General features: G+C 68.7%; 17 protein-coding genes. 13 read left to right on the top strand and 4 right to left on the bottom strand.

The window, feature by feature from the left end; translation table 11 throughout:
• The first annotated feature begins 39 nt into the window (after positions 1-39).
• The 7 genes from RKD20_RS38725 to RKD20_RS38695 all read left to right on the top strand — a co-directional run bounded on the left by RKD20_RS38725 (position 40) and on the right by RKD20_RS38695 (position 7,806).
• Entirely contained in the window at positions 40-1,044 is a 1,005-nt protein-coding gene (locus RKD20_RS38725; protein WP_424881754.1) for a fumarylacetoacetate hydrolase family protein, read from the top strand.
• Complete coding sequence (locus tag RKD20_RS38720; RefSeq protein ID WP_424881753.1) at positions 1,041-2,012, top strand: cyclase family protein; 972 nt, start codon at positions 1,041-1,043, stop codon at positions 2,010-2,012. Before RKD20_RS38725 ends, RKD20_RS38720 begins: the two co-directional genes overlap by 4 nt.
• A 113-nt stretch (positions 2,013-2,125) precedes the next feature.
• Entirely contained in the window at positions 2,126-3,265 is a 1,140-nt protein-coding gene (locus tag RKD20_RS38715) for an FAD-dependent oxidoreductase (RefSeq protein ID WP_424881752.1), read from the top strand.
• Positions 3,262-4,290, top strand: a complete 1,029-nt coding sequence (locus RKD20_RS38710) for an amidohydrolase family protein (protein WP_424881751.1) — start codon at positions 3,262-3,264, stop codon at positions 4,288-4,290. Before RKD20_RS38715 ends, RKD20_RS38710 begins: the two co-directional genes overlap by 4 nt.
• A gap of 33 nt (positions 4,291-4,323) precedes the next feature.
• Complete coding sequence (locus RKD20_RS38705; protein ID WP_075662371.1) at positions 4,324-5,262, top strand: VOC family protein; 939 nt, start codon at positions 4,324-4,326, stop codon at positions 5,260-5,262.
• A 92-nt stretch (positions 5,263-5,354) separates the two neighbouring features.
• Positions 5,355-6,320, top strand: a complete 966-nt coding sequence (locus RKD20_RS38700; protein ID WP_424881750.1) for a fumarylacetoacetate hydrolase family protein — start codon at positions 5,355-5,357, stop codon at positions 6,318-6,320.
• Positions 6,321-6,534: 214 nt separating this feature from the next.
• A complete protein-coding gene (locus RKD20_RS38695; protein ID WP_424881749.1) occupies positions 6,535-7,806 on the top strand; it encodes an FAD-dependent oxidoreductase in 1,272 nt (423 codons plus the stop codon).
• A 150-nt stretch (positions 7,807-7,956) separates the two neighbouring features.
• Here the strand turns inward: RKD20_RS38695 and RKD20_RS38690 are convergent, their stop codons facing one another.
• Both RKD20_RS38690 and RKD20_RS38685 read right to left on the bottom strand, forming a co-directional pair.
• Positions 7,957-8,781: a TetR/AcrR family transcriptional regulator gene (locus RKD20_RS38690; protein WP_256726544.1), complete on the bottom strand. Its 825-nt coding sequence runs from the start codon at positions 8,779-8,781 to the stop codon at positions 7,957-7,959.
• 438 nt (positions 8,782-9,219) lie between these two features.
• A complete protein-coding gene (locus RKD20_RS38685; RefSeq protein ID WP_075662365.1) occupies positions 9,220-10,227 on the bottom strand; it encodes a LacI family DNA-binding transcriptional regulator in 1,008 nt (335 codons plus the stop codon).
• A 346-nt stretch (positions 10,228-10,573) separates the two neighbouring features.
• Between RKD20_RS38685 and RKD20_RS38680 the strand changes: the two genes are divergently transcribed.
• The 3 genes from RKD20_RS38680 (at position 10,574) to RKD20_RS38670 (ending at position 17,141) form a co-directional block, all read left to right on the top strand.
• The gene (locus tag RKD20_RS38680) at positions 10,574-11,608 is read left to right on the top strand and encodes a LacI family DNA-binding transcriptional regulator (RefSeq protein WP_075662363.1); all 1,035 of its coding nucleotides are present in this window, start codon (positions 10,574-10,576) and stop codon (positions 11,606-11,608) included.
• Positions 11,609-11,875: 267 nt separating this feature from the next.
• On the top strand, positions 11,876-14,353 hold the full coding sequence (locus tag RKD20_RS38675) for an RICIN domain-containing protein (protein ID WP_424881748.1): 2,478 nt from the start codon (positions 11,876-11,878) through the stop codon (positions 14,351-14,353).
• A gap of 577 nt (positions 14,354-14,930) precedes the next feature.
• Positions 14,931-17,141: a right-handed parallel beta-helix repeat-containing protein gene (locus RKD20_RS38670; RefSeq protein ID WP_424881747.1), complete on the top strand. Its 2,211-nt coding sequence runs from the start codon at positions 14,931-14,933 to the stop codon at positions 17,139-17,141.
• 159 nt (positions 17,142-17,300) lie between these two features.
• Here the strand turns inward: RKD20_RS38670 and RKD20_RS38665 are convergent, their stop codons facing one another.
• Entirely contained in the window at positions 17,301-17,945 is a 645-nt protein-coding gene (locus RKD20_RS38665) for an SGNH/GDSL hydrolase family protein (protein WP_424881746.1), read from the bottom strand.
• Positions 17,946-18,074: 129 nt separating this feature from the next.
• Here RKD20_RS38665 and RKD20_RS38660 point away from each other — a divergent pair, with 129 nt between their 5' ends.
• The gene (locus RKD20_RS38660) at positions 18,075-18,785 is read left to right on the top strand and encodes a cupin domain-containing protein (protein WP_424881745.1); all 711 of its coding nucleotides are present in this window, start codon (positions 18,075-18,077) and stop codon (positions 18,783-18,785) included.
• Between the two features lie 136 nt (positions 18,786-18,921).
• Here the strand turns inward: RKD20_RS38660 and RKD20_RS38655 are convergent, their stop codons facing one another.
• The gene (locus RKD20_RS38655; RefSeq protein ID WP_424881744.1) at positions 18,922-19,911 is read right to left on the bottom strand and encodes a LacI family DNA-binding transcriptional regulator; all 990 of its coding nucleotides are present in this window, start codon (positions 19,909-19,911) and stop codon (positions 18,922-18,924) included.
• 240 nt (positions 19,912-20,151) lie between these two features.
• On the opposite strand from RKD20_RS38655, the gene RKD20_RS38650 reads away from it, so the two are divergent.
• A complete protein-coding gene (locus RKD20_RS38650; protein WP_394298087.1) occupies positions 20,152-21,063 on the top strand; it encodes a carbohydrate ABC transporter permease in 912 nt (303 codons plus the stop codon).
• Positions 21,056-21,952 carry a carbohydrate ABC transporter permease gene (locus RKD20_RS38645; RefSeq protein WP_424881743.1) on the top strand — a complete coding sequence of 299 codons (897 nt, stop codon included), beginning with the start codon at positions 21,056-21,058 and terminating at the stop codon, positions 21,950-21,952. Before RKD20_RS38650 ends, RKD20_RS38645 begins: the two co-directional genes overlap by 8 nt.
• The last annotated feature ends 36 nt before the right edge of the window (positions 21,953-21,988 follow it).

Genomic DNA, 21,988 nt, shown 5'->3' with positions numbered 1-21,988 from the left:
GGGCCAGATTAGTGGCACCGCAATCGGGAGGAAATCTCCGTGACATCCGCAGCCACGTCGGCACCCTTCACCCCCTTCTCCGGACCGTTCGCCATCGGCACCCTTTCGGCGCCGGGCGAGACCAGGTTCCCGGGCCTCGTGACGCCGGACGGCCGAGCGCTCGACCTGCGCACGGCACTGGACGCACCCGCGTTGACCACGCTCACGCTCCTGGAGCGCTGGGACGAGGAGCTGCCACGGCTGCACACCCTCGCCGGGGACCCGACGCGCGACTGGCGGCCGCTGGCGGAGATGACGGTGCACACGCCCGTCGAACCCCGGCAGATCTTCCAGTCCGGCGCCAACTACCGGCAGCACGTGATCGACCTGGCGGTCGCACACCGCGCCCCCGACGCCCCGGGCACCGTCGAGGAGGCCCGCGCCGAGGTCGCGGCGGTCATGGACAGGCGGGCCGCCGAGGACCTCCCGTACGTCTTCATCGGCCTGCCGACCACGATCAGCGGCCCATATGACGACGTGGTGCTGCCCGCCTGGGCCGAGAAGCCCGACTGGGAGCTGGAGGTGGCCGCGGTGATCTCCCGCCCCGCCTACCGAGTCACCGTGGACGAGGCGCTGGAGTACGTCGCGGGCTACACCATCGCCAACGACCTGACCGACCGCGCGAGCGTCTTCCGCCGGGACATGCCCCCGATCGGCACCGACTGGCTGCGCAGCAAGAACGCCCCCGGCTTCACCCCGCTCGGCCCGTGGATCGTCCCGGCCGGCTCCATCGCCGACCCGTCCGACCTGCGGGTCACCCTGAAACTCAACGGCGAGACCATGCAGGACGAGTCCACCAAGGACATGATCTTCGGTGTCGCACGGTTGGTCTCGTACATCTCCCAGACCGCCCGACTCCTCCCCGGCGACCTGGTGCTGACCGGCAGCCCGGCCGGCAACGGCATCCACTGGGGCCGGCTGCTGCGCGACGGCGACGTGATGGACGGCTCGGTCACCGGGCTCGGCGCTCAGCGCACCCGCTGTGTCGCAGAGGACGCACGATGACCGCCGCCCGTATCGACCGTACGGATCCCGAGGCGGCGATCGCCGAGGCCGCGAAGGCGTACTCGAACTGGGGCCGCTGGGGCGAGGACGACGTGCTCGGCACGCTCAACTTCCTCGACGAGGCCAAGCGCCGCGAGGGCGCGGCCCTGATCCGCGACGGTGTCAGCTTCTCCTTGTCCCAGGCCTTCGACATGGACGGCCCGCAGAAAGGCTGGCGGCGGCGTACGAACCCGGTGCACACGATGCTCGCCACTGGCACCGACGCCGCTCTGGGCGGTCAGGGTTTTCCGCACGGTTTCGGTGGTGCCGACGACGTGATCGCCATGCCCCTGCAGTGCTCCACCCAATGGGACGGGCTCGGGCACATCTTCGATCACGGCATGGCGTGGAACGGCCGCCCGGCGGAGAAGGTCGTCACCTCCGAAGGCGACCTGGTCACCGGCATCGAGCACATGGCATCGCACGTCGCCGGGCGAGGCGTCCTCCTCGACGTGGGTCTGGTCATCGGCCAGGACGGCGAACTGCCCGACGGCTTCGCCATCACTGAGGAGCACCTGACCGCAACCGCTGCCTCGCATGGTGTGATCGTCGGTCGTGGCGACCTGGTCCTCGTGCGCACCGGGCGGCTGGCCCGCGCCCGTCACGTAGGCTGGGGCGACTACGCAGGCGGACCGGCGCCGGGACTGAGCTTCAGTACGGCCGGCTGGCTGCACCGCAGCGAGATCGCCGGGATCGCCACCGACACCTGGGGTTTCGAGGTGCGGCCCAACGAGTTCGACCACGCCTTCCAGCCGCTGCACCAGGTCGCCATCCCCCACATCGGTCTGCTCATCGGTGAGATGTGGGACCTCGACGCCCTCGCCGCCCATTGCGCCGGCGACGGCCGTTACGCGTTCTGGCTCACCGCAGCGCCACTGCCCATCACGGGGTCCGTCGGCTCACCGGTCAACCCCATCGCCGTCAAGTAACGCCCTGGGCTGCCGGGCGCACCGCGCCCGGACGGCTACGCCCCCTCGCCCACCCGGCCGGCAACACCCCCTTTGCCGTTCGAAGTCGCGCGGCACCACCTCAGGGAGAACCCATGAACGACCCCCGTGCCCGAACCGTCCTCGTCATAGGCGGCGGCGCGTCCGGCAACGCCGTGACCGTGCTGCTGCGGCGGGCGGGCATCGCCGTGGAACTGATCGAGGCCAAACCCGACTGGAACGTGCTCGGCTCCGGCATCACCCTCCAGGGCAACGCGCTGCGCGTACTGCGCGAAGTCGGCGTATGGGACGAGGTCCGGGAGAGTGGTTACGCCGTCGACGCCGTCGGCATGGCCGCGCCCGACGGGACCGTGTTCCACGTCCAGCAGGACTTCCGCACCGGTGGGGACGACCTGCCCTCGATCTTCGGCATGCAGCGGCCCCGGCTGCAGGAGATTCTGTGTGAGGCCGTTCGCGAGAGCGGCGCGGCGGTACGCCTCGGCACCACCGCCGAGGAACTGGTCCAGGACGCGTCCGGCGTCACCGCTCGGTTCAGCGACGGCACCGAGAGCCGCTACGACCTTGTCATCGCCGCCGACGGCGTCGGCTCCCGCACGCGCGCCATGATCGGCATCAGCGACAAGCCCGAACCGACGGGCATGGCCATCTGGCGCGTCCCCGCGCCCCGCCCCGAGAGCGTGAAGCGCAAGGACCTGTCCTACGGCGGACCGTGCTACATCGCCGGCTACTGCCCCACCAGCAAGAACACCATCTACGCCTACCTCGTCGAGGCCAACCGCGACCGCGCCTCCATCGACCCGGCCTCGTACGCGGACGAGATGCGGCGGCTGGCCGCGCCCTACGGGGGTGCGTGGCCGGAGATCGCCGCGAGCATCACCGACCCCGCCAAGGTCAACTACACCTGGTTCGAGCGGCTGCTCGTCGAGGGCTCCTGGCACCGCGGCCGGGTCGTCCTGATCGGTGACGCGGCCCACGTCTGTCCTCCCACGCTCGCCCAGGGCGCGGCCATGTCGCTGGAGGACGCCTCTGTACTGGCCGAGATGCTCACCGCGGAGCAGGACTGGAGTTCCCTGGACGCCCTCCTGACCGGCTTCTACGAACGCCGGATCGGCCGTGTCCGCATGGTGGTCGAGGCATCCGTGCAACTCGGTCAGTGGCAGCTGGACGGCGCCCGTGACGTCGACGCACCCGGTCTGATGGGCCGCACGATGGCAGTCCTGCAGGAGACGCCGTGAACTCCGTGAACCCCGTGAGTCCTCAGAACAGCGCACCCACGATCGACGTCCACGCGCACGTCCTGCTCCCTCAGGTCGAGGACGCCGTCGCCGGACACCCCGGGCTGGCCGCGGCCCGCGATCTCGACGCCCGCCGCAACGGCCCCGAGGCCATCGCCGTCAGCGGCCCGATGTTCCGGGACCGCTTCCCGAGGCTGACCGACGTCAAGGCCCGGCTCGCCGCGATGGACGCCTCCGGGATCGACGTCCAGCTGGTCTCGCCGTCGCCGTCGCACTACCACTACTGGGCCGACGAGGACCTGGCCCGCACGGTGTGGGAACTGGCCAACGAAGGCACCGCAGCGCACGTCGCCCAGGCCCCGCAGCGGCTGCACGGCCTCGGCCTCATCCCGCTCCAGCACCCGGGCCTCGCCGTCGAAGCCCTCGAACACGCCCTCGGCCTGGGCCTGCGCGGTGTCGAGATATCGAGCCACGCGCCGGGACGCGAACTGTCGGACCCCGCGTACGAACCGTTCTGGACACGGGCCGAGGAATCCGGCGCGATCCTCTTCCTGCACCCCTTCGGCTGCACGCTCGACGAGCGCCTCAACCGGTGGTATTTGTCCAACACCGTCGGCCAGCCGACCGAGAACGCCGTCGCGCTGTCCCATCTGATCTTCTCCGGAGTCCTGGACCGGCACCCGGGGTTGCGCATCGTCGCCGCCCACGGCGGCGGCTATCTGCCCACCCACATCGGCCGCTCGGACCACGCCTGGCTCGCCCGCACCGACACGCGCGGCTGCGCGCACCCGCCCAGCAGCTACCTCAGGCAGCTGTACTTCGACTCCCTCGTCCACGACCCGGACGTCCTGCGCGAGCTGATCCGGGTGGCCGGCCCCGACCGGGTGCTGCTCGGCTCCGACTTCCCCTTCGACATGGGCACCGACGACCCGCTCGGCGCTGTGCGCGACGTCACGGACCTGCCCGCCCCCCACTTCCACGCCGTACGCGGCGGCAACGCTGCAGCGCTGCTCCGCCTTGTCTGAACCATCTGAACCGCACAGAGGAGAACCCCCACCATGAGCACACGTCTGCTCACCCACCTGCGCCACGTCGACCTCGCCGTGCCGGACTACGACAAGCAACTCGACTTCTACGCCGGCGTCTGGGGCCTGACCAAGGTCGCCGATGACTCCGGCATCTCCTTCCTCGCCGCCGAGGGCTCCCCCGAGCAGTACATCGTCCGGCTCCGCAAGGCCGAGGAGAAGCGCCTCGACCTCATCTCTTACGGCGCCGCGAACCCCGCCGACGTGGACACCCTCGCCGAGCAACTCCTCGCGGGTGGCGTGCAGTTGATCTGCCAACCGGGCAAGGTCGACACCCCCGGCGGCGGCTACGGCTTCCGCTTCTTCGACATCGACGGCCGCACCATCGAGGTCTCGGCCGACGTCGAGGCGCGCCGGCACCGTCGTATCGAGGAGAAGGAGTCCATCCCGGTCCGTCTCTCGCACGTCGTCCTGAACTCCCCCGACATCAACGCCACCCGCGCCTGGTACGAGCAGCACCTCGACTTCCGGCTGTCCGACACGATGACCTTGCCGCACATGGGCGACGTCATGCACTTCATGCGGATCAGCAACCAGCACCACTCCATGGCGATCGCCAGCGGTCCGCACGCCTCCCTGCAGCACCTCTCCTTCGAGATGCGCGGCATCGACGAGTACATGCGCGGGTCCGGCCGCGTGATGCGCTCCGGCGCCCGCAAAATCTGGGGCCCCGGGCGGCACATGGCGGGCGACAACACCTTCACGTACTTCCTCGACCCGCACGGCAACACCGTGGAGTACACCACCGAGCTCGAAAAGCTGGACGAGGACACCTGGCACCCGCACATCTACGACCTGACGAAGCCCGAGAACGCCGACCAGTGGGGCACGTCCAACCCGATGAACGAGATGGTCGCCAAGGAAATGCTCAACGACGTCGACCGCGGCGTCTTCGTCGCTCCGCCGGTCTGACCCCATGACACCGGGGGCCCGGCGCACTCCCCCGCCTGCCATGCCGCCGGGCCCCCGGCCTGTGTCAACCCTCCCAGCTCCCTAGGAATGCCATGCGTTTCGCCACGTACGAACAGCACGGCCGCAGCCGTCTCGCCACCATCGAGGATGACGGCGTCCTCTCCCCCTGCCCCGGCACGGGGACGCTTCTCGACCTGATCCAGGCCGGTCCCGAGGCACTGCGCAAGGCGGGCAACGCAAGTCTGGACGTGCCGCGCGGGCCGCACGTCTCCCAGGTGCGATTGCTGCCGCCGCTCCAACCGCCGTCCGTACGCGACTTCGTCACCTTCGAGGAGCACGTCGAAGGTGTACGGCGAAGCATCGACGGAGTCCCGGGCGCCCCGGACGCCTGGTACGACGCGCCCACCTTCTACTTCACCAACCCCTACGCCGTCATCGGCGCTCACGACGACGTCCCCGTGCCGCCCGGCAGCCAGGTGCTGGACTTCGAGCTCGAAGTCGCCGCCGTCATCGGCCGCGAGGGCCGCGACCTCGCCCCCGAGCAGGCCCGCCACCACATCATCGGCTACACCATCTACAACGACTGGTCCGCCCGCGACCTCCAGTCCCGCGAGATGCAGGTCCGCCTCGGCCCCTGCAAGGGCAAGGACACCGCCACCACCCTCGGCCCCTACCTCGTCACCGCGGACGAACTGGAGCCCTACCGCGACAGCGACGGATTCCTGCGGCTGGCGCTGACCGCCGAGATCAACGGCGAGGTCGTCGGCCAGGACCTGCTGTCCAACATGAGCTGGACCTTCGAGGAGATGACCGCCTACGCCTCCCGCGGCACCTGGGTACGCCCCGGCGACGTACTCGGCTCCGGCACCTGCGGCAACGGCGGTTGCCTCGCCGAACTCTGGGGGGTACGCGGCCGCCAGGACCCGCCGCCGCTCAAGCCCGGCGACACCCTCACCCTCACCGTCGAGGGCATCGGCACCGTCTCCAACACCGTGGTACCCGGGGCTGAACCGGTGGCCGTCCCTCGCGCCCGTACGCGCCCGCGAACGCGCCCGTGAACCGCGCGGCGGAGAGCAGGCCGGCCGACAAGGTCGTCGCCAGCGGGGCCGCGCGGGCAGGGCACGGTCGAGGCGCCGACCCGGGCGGGAGCGCCGTGACCGCCCCCGATCCGCCCCCGGCGTCACCCACCACGACATCACCGCCGCCACCGCCGCGAAACTGCACACCGCCGCTTGAGGCAGGTCAACGACGACCAAAGCTGAGGAACCCACCATGACGAGACTTCCCGCCAAACGCGGCCGCGTCGCCGTGATCGGTGCCGGACCCGGTGGCATGGCCGCCGCACTGTCCATCCATCAGGCCGGCCACGACGTCGTACTGTTCGAGCGCTACCCGCAGGCCAGACCCGCCGGCAACATCCTCAACCTGTGGCCGCCCCCCATCAAGGCACTCGGGCTGCTCGGAGTGAACACCGAGGACCTGGGTGCGCCCTGCACGTCCGAGTTCCGCAACGCCCGCGGCCGCCGCCGGGTCCGCGCGACCCTTCCGGAACAGGTTGTCCGCGACTACGGCGGCGGCTTCGTCGGCCTGCTGCGCCCCGAGTTGTACGAGCGGCTGCTCGACGCGCTCCCCAAGGGAGTCCTGCGGGTCAACCACACAGTGGAGAGCGTCGAGCAGGACGAGAGCGGTGTTCGACTGCACCTCGCGGACGGACGAGTCCACGAGGCGGACCTCGTGATCGGCGCGGACGGCATCGATTCCCTGATCCGCCGCACCCTGTGGGGCGACAGCCCCAAGCGCGAGCACAACCTGCACATCTTCGGCGGCTACACCTTCGACGACAGCGTCGAGACCGAGCCCGGGATGTGCGTCCTCTCCCACACCCGCACGGTGCAGGGCAGTTGGACCTCCATCCGCGACAAGGGACGTGACGGCCACCAGTGGTGGGTACTCGAAGCCTTCGACGCAAGCCGGGAATTCACCGGTGACCTGCATTCGACCGCGACCGGCCTCGGTCATGCCTTCGCCCACCCGCTCCCTCAGCTGATCGCCGCGACCGACACCGCACACGTTCAGCGCTGGGTGATCCGCGACCGCAAGCCGCTGAAGCAGTGGTCCAAGGGCCGCGCCACCCTTGTCGGCGACGCCGCTCATCCCGCCTCCCCGTACGCCGGGTACGGCGCCGGTATGGCCACCGAGGACGGTTATTTCATCGGCCGCCACCTGGCAGGGGTGGACCTGAGCGACTACGTCGCCGTCCGCCAGGCACTCGACGCCTTCGAGGCCCCCCGCAAGCCGCACACCGCCCGGCAGTCCCAGCACGCCTACGCCCTCGGGCAGGTCTTCCATCACGCGCCGCGCGCTCTGCATCCGATCCGGGACGCGATCCTGGACCGCACCCCGCTGATGCAGAAGGTGGTCGGTGACTCCACCCCCGTATCGATCCTCACTCAGCTCGGTGAGATCGACCGGGCCGAAGCCCGCTTCACGGCGCTTCTCGGTCCCGGCCTCGGCGAGGCACATGACACCGTCACCGCTTCCTGAACCACGTGGCAGGTCAACGCATCGCCGGGGTCCGCTCGGAGGTGGCCGAGCGCGGCCCCTCAGGGCGAGTTGTCGACGTCAAACCCCGGGTCAGCCACACGGTGGAGCGCGTCGCAGTGGCTCCAGGATGGGTCGGGGACCCTGGTGAAACTATTTCGTCAGCGTGTCCATCGCGCGGTCGAGCAGTACGGCCAGGGGCACTGCGCCCTCGCAGGCCACCCAGCCCGTCGCGGCTGCATCCAGACAGGCGAGCGCGGCCCCGGAAAGCGAGTTCGGCCCGACCTCCTCCGGCTGGTCGGCGCTGACGCCCAGCCGCCGGGCGATCTCCGGCTCCAGCATCGCCTGCCAGCTCAGCTGCTTCTCGAAGTGCCGGGCGCGCAGTGACGGAGTCTCCTGGAGCATGCGCAGGTAGGCGAGTGTCTGCTCGGGCGCCTGCTCGTTCGCCTGCGTGAGGACGTCGAACGCCCTGCGCAGCGCCTCCCAGGGACGCTCGGTGTCAGGGCGGGCGGCGAACGCCTCCGCGATCTGAAGGCCGGTCTCCTCCAAACCCTGCAGGACCATGTCTTCCTTGGTACCGAAGTACCGGAACAGGCTGGCACGCGACAGCCCGACCTCACCGGCGATCTGGTCGACGGTAGTCCCGTCGAACCCCTGCTCGATGAAGAGCCGGAGCGCGACCTCGACGACTTCCTTCCGGACCGTCGCACGCATACGCTCCCGCAGGCCGGGCGGCTTGGTCTCGGACTGGGCGGAGGCGCGGGCAGAATCGGTCATGAGTAAAGAATACAACAGCGGCTCAATCTGATACTGAGCATCAGAAGCACGGGATCCCGGCAGCTGCACTGCAGTTTGCGCAGGAGACGTCAGCTTCAGGGTGGCCATGGCCTGTTCGCCGACGGCGCGGATGCGCGCTCGGGCGACATCGAGGGTCTGCTGACCGACGTAGAGGTCGCGGTGTTTACCGCGGAAGGGCACGCGCCCAGTCCTTCCTCGCGGACGCCAGCGCTTACGCCGGGGCCAACGGCGACGCCGGCACTGCCCCGAAAGGTTGCTCCTCCTCATACGCACGCACCGCCTGAGGCGTTGGTTCGCTCCTGCCGTGTTCCGTAGGCAGCAAGCACACGCCCATGACATCGTGACCGACGTCCCCGACTGGGGCGCTTCCCCCAACCGCGGCCCGCTCGCGGCTATCACTCTGAGCCCGCTCCGGACCGGGTCATGGTCTGCCGCCCGGCTCGGCTGCACGTCGCGCTCTGGTCTGAGCGGGATTTCTCCCGATGACGGCGCCGTGCTCATCGGCTACGGCGCGCCCGGGAGGCCGGAAGACCTTCGCCGGCCAAGAGGGTGTCCGCCGGGTCGCGGAGCAGCTCAGGGCCGGACAGCCGACGCTCACCGCGCGAGAAGCCGGCACGGTCATCGAGGGGGTGTGCTCGCCCGCAGAACGACGTTCGTGGCGACAGGTACGATCCGCGGGGCGTCGTCGTCCGAGAGCGCGAGCTCCATCGCACGGAGCCCGACCTGCTGCAGAGGAACGGTCACGGACGTCAGCTCCGGGACGACGTCCACCGCCGGGCCGATGTCGTCGAAGCCGGCGACGGCGATGTCCCGGCCAGGGACAAGCCCGGCGTCGCGGAATGCGGTCATCACACCGATCGCCATGACGTCGCTGACCGCGAAGACGAGTTCCGTGCCGTCCAGTCCCCGCCGGACGAGCTCCCGGGCCGCCGCACACCCCCCTCGGCGACTGAACTCGGCTTCGACCACCAGCCGCTCGTCGACGTCGATGCCGAACTCGCGCAGGCCCTCCACGAAACCGCTGCACCGGTCACGGGACGTCCTGAGGCCAGTCCCCGCCCGGACCACCGCGAACCGCCGGTAGCCGCGTCCTACCAGCGCGCGGGCAAGCTGCCGCGCTCCCCCGTAGTTGTCGATGCTGACGGTGTGGAACGGCAGGTCGTGCTGGCTGATCAGGACCACGCTGCCGCCGGCTTCCCGGTAGGCGTGGAGCTCCTCGACGAGTGCGTCGCGGGCATCGGCGCCGTCGACGCGGCTGCCGGTCAGGATGATGACGCGGGGGCGCATGCCGCGCAGCGTCCCGACGATCTGGAGTTCCCGCTCCGGCGAGCGGTCCGCGACCGCCATGGTCACGATGAGTCCGGCGGCCTCGGCCGCCTGCGTCACGCCGGCCGCGATGGAGGAGAAGTACGGGTCGTCGACACCGCTGACGACCAGCGCGGCGATGTTCGTCGAACCCCGCGCGATCGCCTGGGCGGACAGGTGCGGTGCGTAGTCCAGTTCCGCGGCCGCGGTGAGCACACGGTCGACGTTCTCCTGCCGGACGTTGCGGACGCTGCCGTTGAGCACGCGCGACGCCGTCGCCTGTGAGACGCCCGCTGTCCGCGCCACATCATGGAGGGTCACCTGACGCCCCTCGGATACGGCCTCCCCGCGACGCCCCGCAGGCGCTGCCGCTCCATCTTCCATGCCGCACATTGTGCACCGAGCCGCCCAGCGCGCAAGGCGTGTGCGACGCAGCAGCGCACCGGCCTGGGGAGTGACCGTCGGGACGGAATCCAACCGGGCCGACGTGACCACCTACCAGCCAGGCGACCGTATCCCGAGTCGGCCGACCATGCCCCCCTCGGTCCGGCCGACCGTATCCCGTGTCGCTCACCGGCACTTTCGTCCACACCTCCGCCGCCTGGCCGGGGACATCCTCGGGTAGCGTCGGCGGCGGCTCGTTTTCGTGGTGCGGGAGGGACGCGCGATGCCCCATTCAGCCAGGCCGACCGTCACCCTGCGTGACGTGGCGGCGGCCGCCGGTGTGTCGGTCTCGACAGCGTCGCGAGTGCTGGGCGGCAGTTCCCGGACGGTCGCGGAGGAGTACCGGCAGCGGGTCGTCTCCGCCGCGGCCGCGTTGCGCTACACCGCGGACGCCGCGGCCCGGGCGATGCGGCGCGCGAACGACTCGATCGCGGTCGTCGGCGACGATCTCACGACTCCGTCGATGGGGATGGTCGCCGCGGCGATGGAACGGCGAGCGCGCGACGCGGGTGCGTTCGTGACCGTCTCGTCGACCCACGGCACCGCCGAGCGCCAGCTCGAAACCGTCCGGTTGCAGCGTGCTCTGCGGCCGCGTGCGCTCATTCTGACTTCGAGCCGCCTCGACACGAAGGCCCTCGGCGGGCGCCTGCTCGACGAGTTGCTGGGCTACGAACGCGAGGGCGGCCGGGTGGTGATCGTCGGTGACACCGACATGCCGTTCGACTCCATCAGCTTCGACAATCACGGCCCTGCGAAGGAGTTGGCCACCTACGTCGCCGGGGCGGGGCACCGGCATGTGACGATCCTCGCCGGCGCGCGCGGACAGGGAAACGTCTCGGCCCGTACCGCGGGTTTCATCGCGGGTCTCCGCGACGGCGGCGTCGAGGAGCGGCACATCCGGGTCGCGCACTGCACGGTGAGCCGCCAGGGAGGGTTCGACGCGGCGCGGCGGTTGGTCTCCGAGGGGCTGGAGCCGGCCCACGCGGTCCTCGCCGCCAACGACACCATCGCCATCGGCGCGATGTCCGCCTTCCGTACTGCCGGGGTGGCGGTGCCGGACCAGGTCTCGGTGACCGGTTTCGACGACATCGAGCTCGCGACCGATGTGACACCACGGCTGACGACCGTGTCGTTGCCGCTGGCGCAGGCAGGTGCCGAGGCGGTCCGCCTCGCACTCGCGGACCGTACGGAAGCAGAGCATCTGATGATGCGCGGGCAGGTCGTGGTGCGCGACAGCACAGCGGCCCACGTCGTCTGACCCGCCCCTGAGCCGGTCACTCCCGCCGACCTGCACAGCGCCTTCGGGCCACCAGACCTGCAACGTCAAAGCCGTATTTTTTACCCGCTGACCGACGCTTGACGCCTTCGAGCACGGACGCGCACACTGCGCGGAATACGATTTCCCACTGAGCAAAGACTCTCCATCGGGCGGTTTCCGCCTCTGCGATCCACGCGACACACGCCCCGCACCGAGTCTCAGTGCAAGCCGCACCCACACCCGCACTCCCTCCCAGGAGGATCTTCCGTGCACCACGTCATAGGGCTGCCAGACAGGCACATCAGACGGTTGGCGGCCCTGGCCGCCCTGATCATGGGACTGGCCCTGCTGACCGGCCGAGCGCTGTCGCCCGCGTACGCCGCCACCACCACGGCGATCACCGTCGACGGCACCAGCGCAGGGCGCACCTTCGACGGCGTCGGCGCGATCAGCGGCGGTGGTGGCAACACCCGCCTGCTGGTCGACTACCCGGCCACCCAGCGCAACCAGATCCTGGACTACCTGTTCAAGCCCGGTTACGGCGCCGCCCTGCAGATCCTCAAGGTCGAAGTCGGCGGCGACGTCAATTCCACCGACGGCTCCGAGATCAGCTTCGAGCACACAAAGGGCGACATCGACTGCGACGCCGGCTACGAGTGGTGGGTGATGGAGCAGGCCAAGGCCCGCAACCCCGGCATCAAGCTCTTCGCCCTGGCCTGGGGCGCCCCCGGCTGGATCGGCAACGGCAACTTCTACACGCAGGACGGCATCGACTACATGATCGACTGGCTGGGCTGCGCCAAGCAGCACGGCCTGTCCATCGACTACATCGGTGGGCTGAACGAGAAGACGTACAGCGCCTGGTTCTACCAGAACCTGAAGTCGGCCATGGCGGCGAACGGCTACGCCTCGACCAAGCTGGTCGGCGGCGACGAGACCGTCTGGAACATCGCCACCGGCATGAAGAACAGCACCGCCCTGTACAACGCCGTGGACATCGCAGGCGCCCACTATCCCTGCACGTACCAGTCGGCGATGACCACCTGTTCCTCCTCCGCCGACGCCCAGTCGCTGGGCAAGCCGATCTGGGCCAGCGAGAACGGCTCGGAGAACGCCGAGACCGGGGCGGCCCCGGTCGCCCGCGCCATCAACCGCGGCTACCTCGACGCCAAGATGAGCGCGTACATCAACTGGCCCATGGTGGCCGCCGACTACCAGAACCTCTTCTTCCACGACCAGGGCCTGATCACCGCGAACCAGCCCTGGTCCGGCGCCTACAGCGTGTCCCGCACCGCCTGGTCCATCGCCCAGACCACACAGTTCACCTCACCCGGCTGGAAGTACCTCGACAGCGCCTCCGGCTACCTCGGCGGCGACCGCGCCAACGGCAGCTACGTCAGCTACGCCGCGCCCGACAAGAGCGCCTGGAGCACCGTCTACGAGACCCTGGACGCCACCGCGTCCCAGACGGTCACCTTCGACGTCGCCGGCGGCCTGCCCGGCGGAGCCCTGCACGTGTGGTCCACCGACCTGTCGCAGCCCGGCGGCGCCACCCCGCGCATGGTGCGGAACAGCGACCTGACCGCCTCCGGCGGCACGTACACGCTCACCCTGGACCCCGGTCGCGTCTACACCGTGACCACCACCACCGGTCAGGGCGCCGGAACGACCACCACGCCCACCCGCAACCGGCTCTCGATGCCGTACTCGGACTCCTTCGCCGGCTACAGCACCGGGCAGGAGGCGAAGTACTTCGCCTCCATGAACGGTGCGTTCCAGGCCGCCCCCTGCACCGGGGGCCGCAGCGGCCAGTGCCTGCGTCAGACCGCACCGACGAAGCCGATCATCTGGTGGGCGCCGGCCTCGAACGACGTCCAGCCCTACACCCTCATGGGAGACCTGGGCTGGAGCAACTACACGGTCAGCTCCGACGTACTGCTGGAGAAGAGCGGCAGCTCCGCTGAGATTCTCGGCCGCGTGGGCACTCAGTCGAAGTTCAGCACCGGGCTGAACGCCTACCATCTGCGCCTGTCCGACACCGGATCCTGGGCGTTGCTGAAGACCGGCACCACCGGCACCAACTCGTGGAACTGGACCACCCTGGCCAGCGGTTCGGTCAGCGCGCCCGGCACGGGCACCTGGCACAAGCTGGCCCTGACCTTCCAGGACAGCACGATCACCGCCAAGATCGACGAGACCACCGTCGGCACGGTCACCGACACGAGCTACGGCGCGGGCCTGGTCGGCCTGGGCACGGCCGGCTACTACCCCGTCGAGTACTCCAACCTGTCCGTCACCCACGAAACCGTCCCAGACCGCTCCGGCACCTACAAGATCATCAGCGTGGGCAGCGGCAAGGCGCTCACCGCCTCGAACGGAGGAACCACCGACGGCACTCCCATCGTCCAGAAGACCGACCAGAACAGCGGCAGCCAGCAATGGAAGCTGACGTACACCAGCGGCGGCTACCTCACCATCACAGGTGTCACCAGCGGCAAGGCCCTCGACATCAACGCGGCTTCCACCTGGCCCGGCACCCAGTTGCAGCTGGGGACTTCCAGCGGGAGCGTCAGCCAGCAATGGCTGATCGCGCCGGCCGGCAGCGGCACCTACACCATCGAGTCCCGGTCGAACGGCTACAAGGCCGACGTGTACAAGGCGCAGACCACCGACGGCACACCGATCGACCAGTGGTTCACCAACGGCAGCACCAACCAGCGATGGAGGCTGGTCAAGGTCTCGTGACGGACTGAGCACCCGGCCGATCCCATGGGCGGGGCAGGCCCCCATCGCCGGCCTCCCCGCCCATGCGCCAAGAAGCCTGACTTCGGCCTGCGCTCCCGCGCCCATCGGGCGACGGATACCCGAGCGGCCAGTGCCGTCGGCTTCCGGCAGGCCCCCACAGCGCTGCCGCGTTCATCTGCTCGAAACCTTGACTCACTCGAGGTCCGCTGGGCACACTGCGCGGAATACGTTTTCCCAGTACGTCCGCAAGGACAAGCACGAGGCTTCCAGACGGTCGGCTTCACATCCGGGAGGGCACTGTGACACCGCTATCAAGACGCCTGGAGCCGCCGGCGATCTCTGCTCCCGACAGGGCACGTCCGGCCGGCCCGGTTCCCGTGGCGTCAAGCATCCGCGGGTGTGTCCGCCGCACGGTCCCGAACCGCCCCCGCCCCGGGTCGTTAAGCGACGCCTCGACCGGAGGCGCCACGACAGGAGCCAGTACCTCACCACCGCAGACGACAAGAAGAGGACCATGACCGTCAATCGAAGACTTGTGTCACAAGCAACAGCCGCCGCACTCTGCGCGCTGGCAGTCGTGCTCGCGTCGATCGTGCTCATACCCGCGCAGCGGGCCTTCGCCGCGGGCACCACGTACTTCGTGAGCGCGAACGGCAGCGACAGCAACGCCGGAACCAGCAGCAGCGCGCCCTGGCGCTCGCTGAGCAAGGTGAACGCGACGACGTTCCAGCCCGGCGACACGATTCGCTTCGAGGCCGGTGACAGCTGGACCGGCCAGCTCTGGCCGAAGGGGTCCGGCGCCGACGGCGCCCCGATCGCCATCGACAGCTACGGAACGGGCGCCAAGCCGAAGATCGCGGGCCAGGGCACAGTCGGCGACGCGGTGCGGCTGAACAACCAGCAGTACTGGGAGATCCGCAACCTCGACGTGTCGAACGCGGTACCCACCGGAACGACGGACGGTTCGAAGCTCGGCGACCTCCGCGGCATCGGCGTGCACGGTGACAACGGCCAGACCCTGCACCACTTCGTGATCGACTCGGTCGACGTGCACGACGTCACCGGCGAGGTCAAGTGGGTCGGCGGCAGCACCGCCGACAACAAGCCGGGCATCACCTTCGCGCAGGGCTGGGACCGCTCGAAGGACACCGGCGGCATCGCCTTCCTCACCGGCGTCCAGGACATCACCGCGCCCGGCGCCCCCACGGTCCTCGACGGCATCACCGTCGAGAACTCCACCATCAAGAACACCTCGTTCAGCGGGATCGTCACCAAGCAGTACGCCGGTGACGCGCCCGGGGCCGTCTTCACCGGCTGGGGCAAGCGCGCCACGGCCACCGACCCCGCCTACACGCCGTACACCGACGTCACGTTCCGCGGCAACTACATCACGCAGGCCAACACCCCCTTCGGCTGCAACGGCATCTACCTCACCGGCGTCCGGGGCGGACTCGTCGAGGGCAACGTGATCGACCGGGTCGGTGTCTCCGGCGTCGAGACCAACATGGCCGACACCGTCACGGTCCAGCACAACGAGATCATGGGCACCCACCTCTCCTCGGGCGGTGCCGACCAGAACGCCCTGGACCCCGACATCGGCACCACCAACCAGGTGTTCCAGTACAACTACCTCCACGACAACGGCGACGGCATCCTGCTGTGCGCGTGCAACTCCGCGGTCAAGTTCGGCAGTGTGGTGATCCGCTACAACGTCATCACCGGCAGCACGCGGTGGAACATCCACATGTCGCAGCAGAGCGGCACGGTGGCGAACCTCTACAACAACACCATCGCCAACACCAATTCGCAGAACATGGTGACCGGCGGTGTCTCCGGCAAGGCGACGTTCACCAACAACCTGTTCGTCTCCAGTCAGTCCGCCCCCCAGTTCATACAACCGTCGAGCATCACGTACAACAACAACGGATACTCGTCCAACCTGACGACTCGGCCGGCGTCGGACGCGAACGCCGTGGTCGGCGCTCCGCAGTTCGTGAATGCCTCCGTCACGGGGCCGTACGGCGACGAGAACGGCCCGAGGCTCGGCACGGCGGCGAACTTCGCGCTCCAGTCGGGATCGGTGTTCGTCGACGCCGGAGCCACAGTCACCGGCAACGGCGGCCTCGACTACGCCGGGGCGACCGTGCCGATCGGGAACGGTCCGGAGATCGGTGCCTTCGAACGCGGCGCGCCCGACATCGCGTTCACGGACACGTTCGACGGCCTGGCGACCGGCGCACTCGCCAACGGGACCAACGGATGGCGGGTCATCTCGACCAACAACGACGTCTCCGTGGTGGAGACGCCGTCCGCCACCGACAAGAGCGTCCGGCTGACCCGCACCATCGAAGGCGGCGGGACCGACGGGACCAACCTCGCCCGCCTCTTCAGCACCCCGCTCCAGGGCGTGGTGACCATCGACACGCAGGTGATGCGCAACGACACGCAGGCCGGCTGGTTCGGACTGCCCTACCTGTACAACGCCAGCGGTGCCCCAGCCGTCAGCGTCGCCTTCGCGCGCGGCCAGATCCACGCGTACAAGGGCACCACGGACACGGTGCTCGGTACGTACACCAATGGCAAGTGGTACCGGGTCACGCTCACCGTGGACACCGTGAACCAGCGCTTCGACCTGGACATCGACGGTCATCGCGTGCTGAACGACGCGGCGTTCCGCACCTCGATGCCGGGGATCGCGAAGGTCGCGTGGTACTCGAACGGGGGCGAGCGCGGGGCAGTACACGTGGACGACGCCCGGATCTCGCGCGGCACCGGATTCGGCCAGTGAAATCCAGGGCCAGTCTGGTGGCGTGAGCATTCGGTAGGTGTGCCGAACCAGTAAGCGCTTCCGCGTCCCCCATGATGTTCAGCTCAGAGTGACGTCATGAAAATGAGGAATCGGATCTGCCTGGCCGATATCGGTCAGGCAGATCCGATTGCCGACTGATCAACGTGATGAAATCTGCTGCAGCGTGGCGCTCACCACCGGCACATAGAAAGTGGTAATACCCGCCTCGTTGGGATGTGTTCCCGACCCCTCTGTGCCAGGGAAACCGTCAACCAGGTCGTCGAATGTGTATTTCGCACGCTGAGTGTCATCGCGCGTGTCGAACGTCGTTTCTCCGAAGACGTCGGCAACGGCGACGTCCCACTTGCGGCAGGCTTCCAGGGTGGCCTCGCGCAGCGCCACCTGAGTGTCCCAGTCGCGCGAACCGAGTTTGTGGGCGGCGACGTACACGATGCGGGCGGTCGGCCATTTCCGCTCCATGGCGTGCAGCGTCTTCTCCAGCTCTTCGGCATAGGCGCCGAGCGTGTACGCGCGGTCCCGGAAGATGGACTGCGCGTCGTTGGTGCCTCCGTCGAAGACGACGAAGTCCGGCGCGATGTCGGTCGTTTGCTCGACCTGCGTGAGTATCTGCCCGCCGGAAGCATGCGGGTCGGCGCCGATGGTCGCACCGTTCCGGGCGAACTTGGTGAGGGTCATGCCCTCACGCTCTGCGACTACGTCCACGAAACTGTGCGGGTACACGTGTCCGTACACAATGCTGTCGCCGAAGGCATAGACGCTCTTGCCTGCCAACCCATTGTTCACATCGTCCTCCTTGCGGCTTCGCTATTCGAGTCTGATTTTAGACAGAACATTGACCCGTTGGGCGATCTGTACGTAAATTAAAAGAGACAGAAAGCGCTTACCGTTTTGAACTGGAGTGTTGACACACACATGAGCACAACCAACACCGGACTGCCCGGGGGCGTCGCCATCTCGCATCTGTCGGTCTACGACTGGCCTGCCGCCGACGGGGCGTGCGGCGGCACGCCGCACATGCACCTGGCGTGTTCAGAGGCTTACGTCGTCACCGGCGGACGCGGGGCCGTGCAGACGCTGACCGCTTCCGGGTACGAGGTCACTCCGCTCCAGGCCGGCACGGTCGCCTGGTTCACGCCGGGCACCATCCACCGGCTGGTCAACGAGGGCGATCTGCGGATCACCGTTCTGATGCAGAACAGCGGGCTGCCGGAGGCGGGGGACGCGGTTCTCACACTGCCCCCGCAGTACCTGACCGATCCGGAGACGTACGCCCGTGCCACCGCCATCCCGGCCGACGCGCCCGAGGAGGAGCAGGAGCGCGTTGCCCGGGCCCGGCGGGACCTCGCCCTGGAGGGCTACCGGGCACTGCGGGAGGCCGAGGGGACACAGGCCCTGGCCGCGTTCCACCGGGCCGCCGCAGCGCTGGTACGGCCCCGCATCGCCGAGTGGCGCGAGCGGTGGCGACACGGTGCCGAGGCCTCCGCCGCGGCCACCGGGGCTCAGCTCGACTGGCTGGAGCGGGGGGATTCCCCTCACCTCGCAGATGCCGCCGTGAGCTCTGAACAGCCCGCTGCCCGTGGGAAGTTCGGGATGTGCGGCCGGCTTGACGTCTACGCGAACTGAGGGCGTTGCGCACCTGAGGACGCGCGGCGTGCGCGGCCGGTTCGGCCCGCACCCACGGCCGGGCCGGATGGGCGGTGCAGGCGCAGGGGACGGACACGGTCCGCCTGCTCCGCGCCCACCCCGGCAGCGGCGCTGGTCACCGCCTGCGGCTGAGACGCCCTGCCGCAGGCGGCTCGGCCGTCGACTCCCGCCAGACGATCCGGAACAGGGAGCCCTCAGCCGTCTCGGGCGCGCTGTCCCTCAGACCCGCGATCAGCTTGGCCATGGCCGTACTGCCCAGTTGTTCGAGCTCCACGTCGACGGTGGTCAGTGACGGGTTCATGAACTGTCCGACCCCGGCGTTGTCCCAACCGGTCACGCTGAGGTCTCCGGGCACGTCCCAGCCGCGCTCCCGGGCGCCCCGGACGACGCCGGCTGCGACGAGGTCGTTAGCCGCGATCACCGCGGTCGGCCGCGCATGGCTCGGGAGCGACCGTATCGCCTCGATGCCGGACTCTCCCGACCAGTCTCCGTCGAAGACCCCGACGGACTCGACCCCGAGGCGTTCGACGGTCTCCAGATAGCTCTGCTTGCGCGCCCTCGCGGAGGCGAACTGCGCGTCGCCCGCCACATGGAAGAACCGGGAGTGACCGAGCTCCGCCAAGTGCTCGATCATCCGCACCAGGGGCGTGGCGTCGGCCAGTTGCCCGATGCCGCGCATCTCGTCGTCGAAGTCGGCCGAGATCACCACGGCCGTCCTCTGGTGCAGTTTGCTCTCCACGGTGGGAAGCACGGGGGCGAGGGAGAGGATGCCCTCGTACTGTCCCGAATCGGCGAGCTCCAGCAGGCGGTCGCTCCTCGCGCGTACGCCGCCCCCGGCACTCACGACATCCACGAAAAACCCTGCGTCCTGCGCCGTCGCGCCTGCACCCGCCAGCATGCGTGAGGGGTTGAAGGCCATGGCAGGCATGAGGATGGCCAGTCGGCCGGTCTTCCGCGTGCGCATCGACCGCGCCACCAGGTTGGGACGGTAGTCCAGTTCCCGTATGGCCTTCTCCACGCGTTCCAGGGTCGCCGGCTTCAGCCCGCCGTTGAACCGCAGATACCGCGACACCGTCTGGGGTGACACACCGGCGAGCCGCGCCACATCGGTGATCGTAGGCCGTCGTCGCGCCGTGTCAGCGCCATCCATCCGCTTCCCCCACCCTTCCGCCAACGTTCGGTGAAGTCAGAGACTACACACTCTTGACGTAAAAAGTGATCGTTCACTATGGTCCTCGCAACCCACAAAGTGAACGATCACTTTTCGGGTGACGCGGGGTCCGGGACGGGCCCGCACCACTGTGTTTCCGATGCCGCCGCTCAAGGGAGCAGTGCCGTGAGCTCCATCAACGAACTACGCCGGCTGCGCGGGTCCCAACGGGGCGCGCGACAGCAGAACAAGGCGGCGTTCTTCTTCCTACTGCCATGGTTCGTCGGGCTCTTCGGGATCACTCTCGGTCCGATGCTGGCCTCGCTCTACCTCAGCTTCACCAAGTACAACCTGTTGCAGCCGCCGCAGTTCAACGGAGTCGAGAACTGGACGCGCATGCTCGATGACGAGCGTCTGCACAAGTCGCTCGAAGTGACGTTCAGCTACGTCCTCGTCTCCGTCCCGCTGCAGCTGGCGATGGCCCTCGGGCTCGCCCTGGTGCTGGACAAGGGAGTACGGGGACTTGCCTTCTACCGCTCCGTCTTCTATCTGCCGTCACTGATCGGCGGCAGCGTGGCGATCGCCGTGCTGTGGCGCGCGATGTTCGGGACCAACGGCCTGGTCAACGAGGCCCTGGCCCTCGTCGGTGTCCAGGGGCAGGGCTGGATCTCGGAGCCGGGAACGGCGCTGTCCACCCTCGTCGTCCTGAACGTCTGGACCTTCGGCTCCCCCATGGTGATCTTCCTCGCCGGGCTGCGGCAGATTCCGACCTCCCTCTACGAGGCGGCCTCCGTCGACGGCGCGAAGCGCTGGCGCCAGTTCCGCAGCATCACCATTCCGCTGCTGACACCCATCATCTTCTTCAACCTGGTGCTGCAGATCATCCACGCCTTCCAGACCTTCACCCAGGCCTTCGTGGTCTCCGGCGGCACCGGAGGGCCCGCCGACTCCACCCTCTTCTTCTCGCTGTACCTGTACCAGCGCGGGTTCGGCCACTTCGACATGGGGTACGCGTCCGCGCTCGCGTGGGTCCTGCTCCTCATCGTCGCGGCCTTCACCGCCGTCAACTTCTGGGCCTCAAAGTACTGGGTGTTCTACGATGACTGACCGCACCGAAGCCGTACCCCGCTCGCTGCCCGCCCCCCGCCCTCACGCGATACGCCGGGTCAGACGCGCCGTGCGCGCCCCTCTCAAGCACTGCCTGTTGGCCCTCTGCGCCCTCACGATGCTGTACCCCGTCCTGTGGATGGTGGTCAGCTCGCTGCGTCCCAACAGTCAGATCTTCCGCAGTGCGGGACTCGCCCTGACGCACCCGCGCTTCGAGAACTACAGCAACGGCTGGCACGCCTTCTCCCATCCGTTCAGTCACTACATGATCAACTCGGCGATCGTCGTGACCGGCGCGATCCTCGGGAACCTCCTCGCCTGCTCCCTGGCCGCGTACGCGTTCGCCAGACTGGAATTCCGGGCGAAGCGCGTGCTGTTCGCCATCATGCTCGTCACCATCATGCTGCCGATCCACGTGATCATCGTGCCGCAGTACGTCCTGTACTCGGAACTCGGCTGGGTCAACACGTTCCTGCCCCTGATCGTGCCGAAGTTCCTGGCGACCGACGCCTTCTTCATCTTCCTCATGGTGCAGTTCATCCGTGGCATCCCGCGCGAGATCGACGAGGCGGCGCGGATCGACGGCGCCGGGCACGCGCGGATCTTCTTCCACGTCATCCTGCCGCTGATGGTCCCGGCCCTGGCGACCACCGCGATCTTCACCTTCATCTGGACCTGGAACGACTTCTACACCCAGCTCATTTACCTGACAGACCCGGACATGTACACCACTCCTCTCGCGCTGCGCACCTTCGTGGACCAGCAGAGCGCGACGGACTGGGGCTCGGTGTTCGCCATGAGCGTCGTGTCGCTCGTTCCCGTCTTCCTCGTCTTCCTCGCCGGGCAGCGCTTCCTGCTGCGAGGCATCGCGACCACCGGCGGCAAGTAACCGCGGGGGCTACTGCCGGACACGCGGAGGCGACCG

Origin of the sequence: Streptomyces sp. SLBN-8D4, assembly GCF_049739545.1 — a bacterium.
Classification (GTDB): Bacteria; Actinomycetota; Actinomycetes; order Streptomycetales; family Streptomycetaceae; genus Streptomyces; species Streptomyces canus_C.
This window is presented reverse-complemented; position numbering and strand designations above follow the sequence as displayed.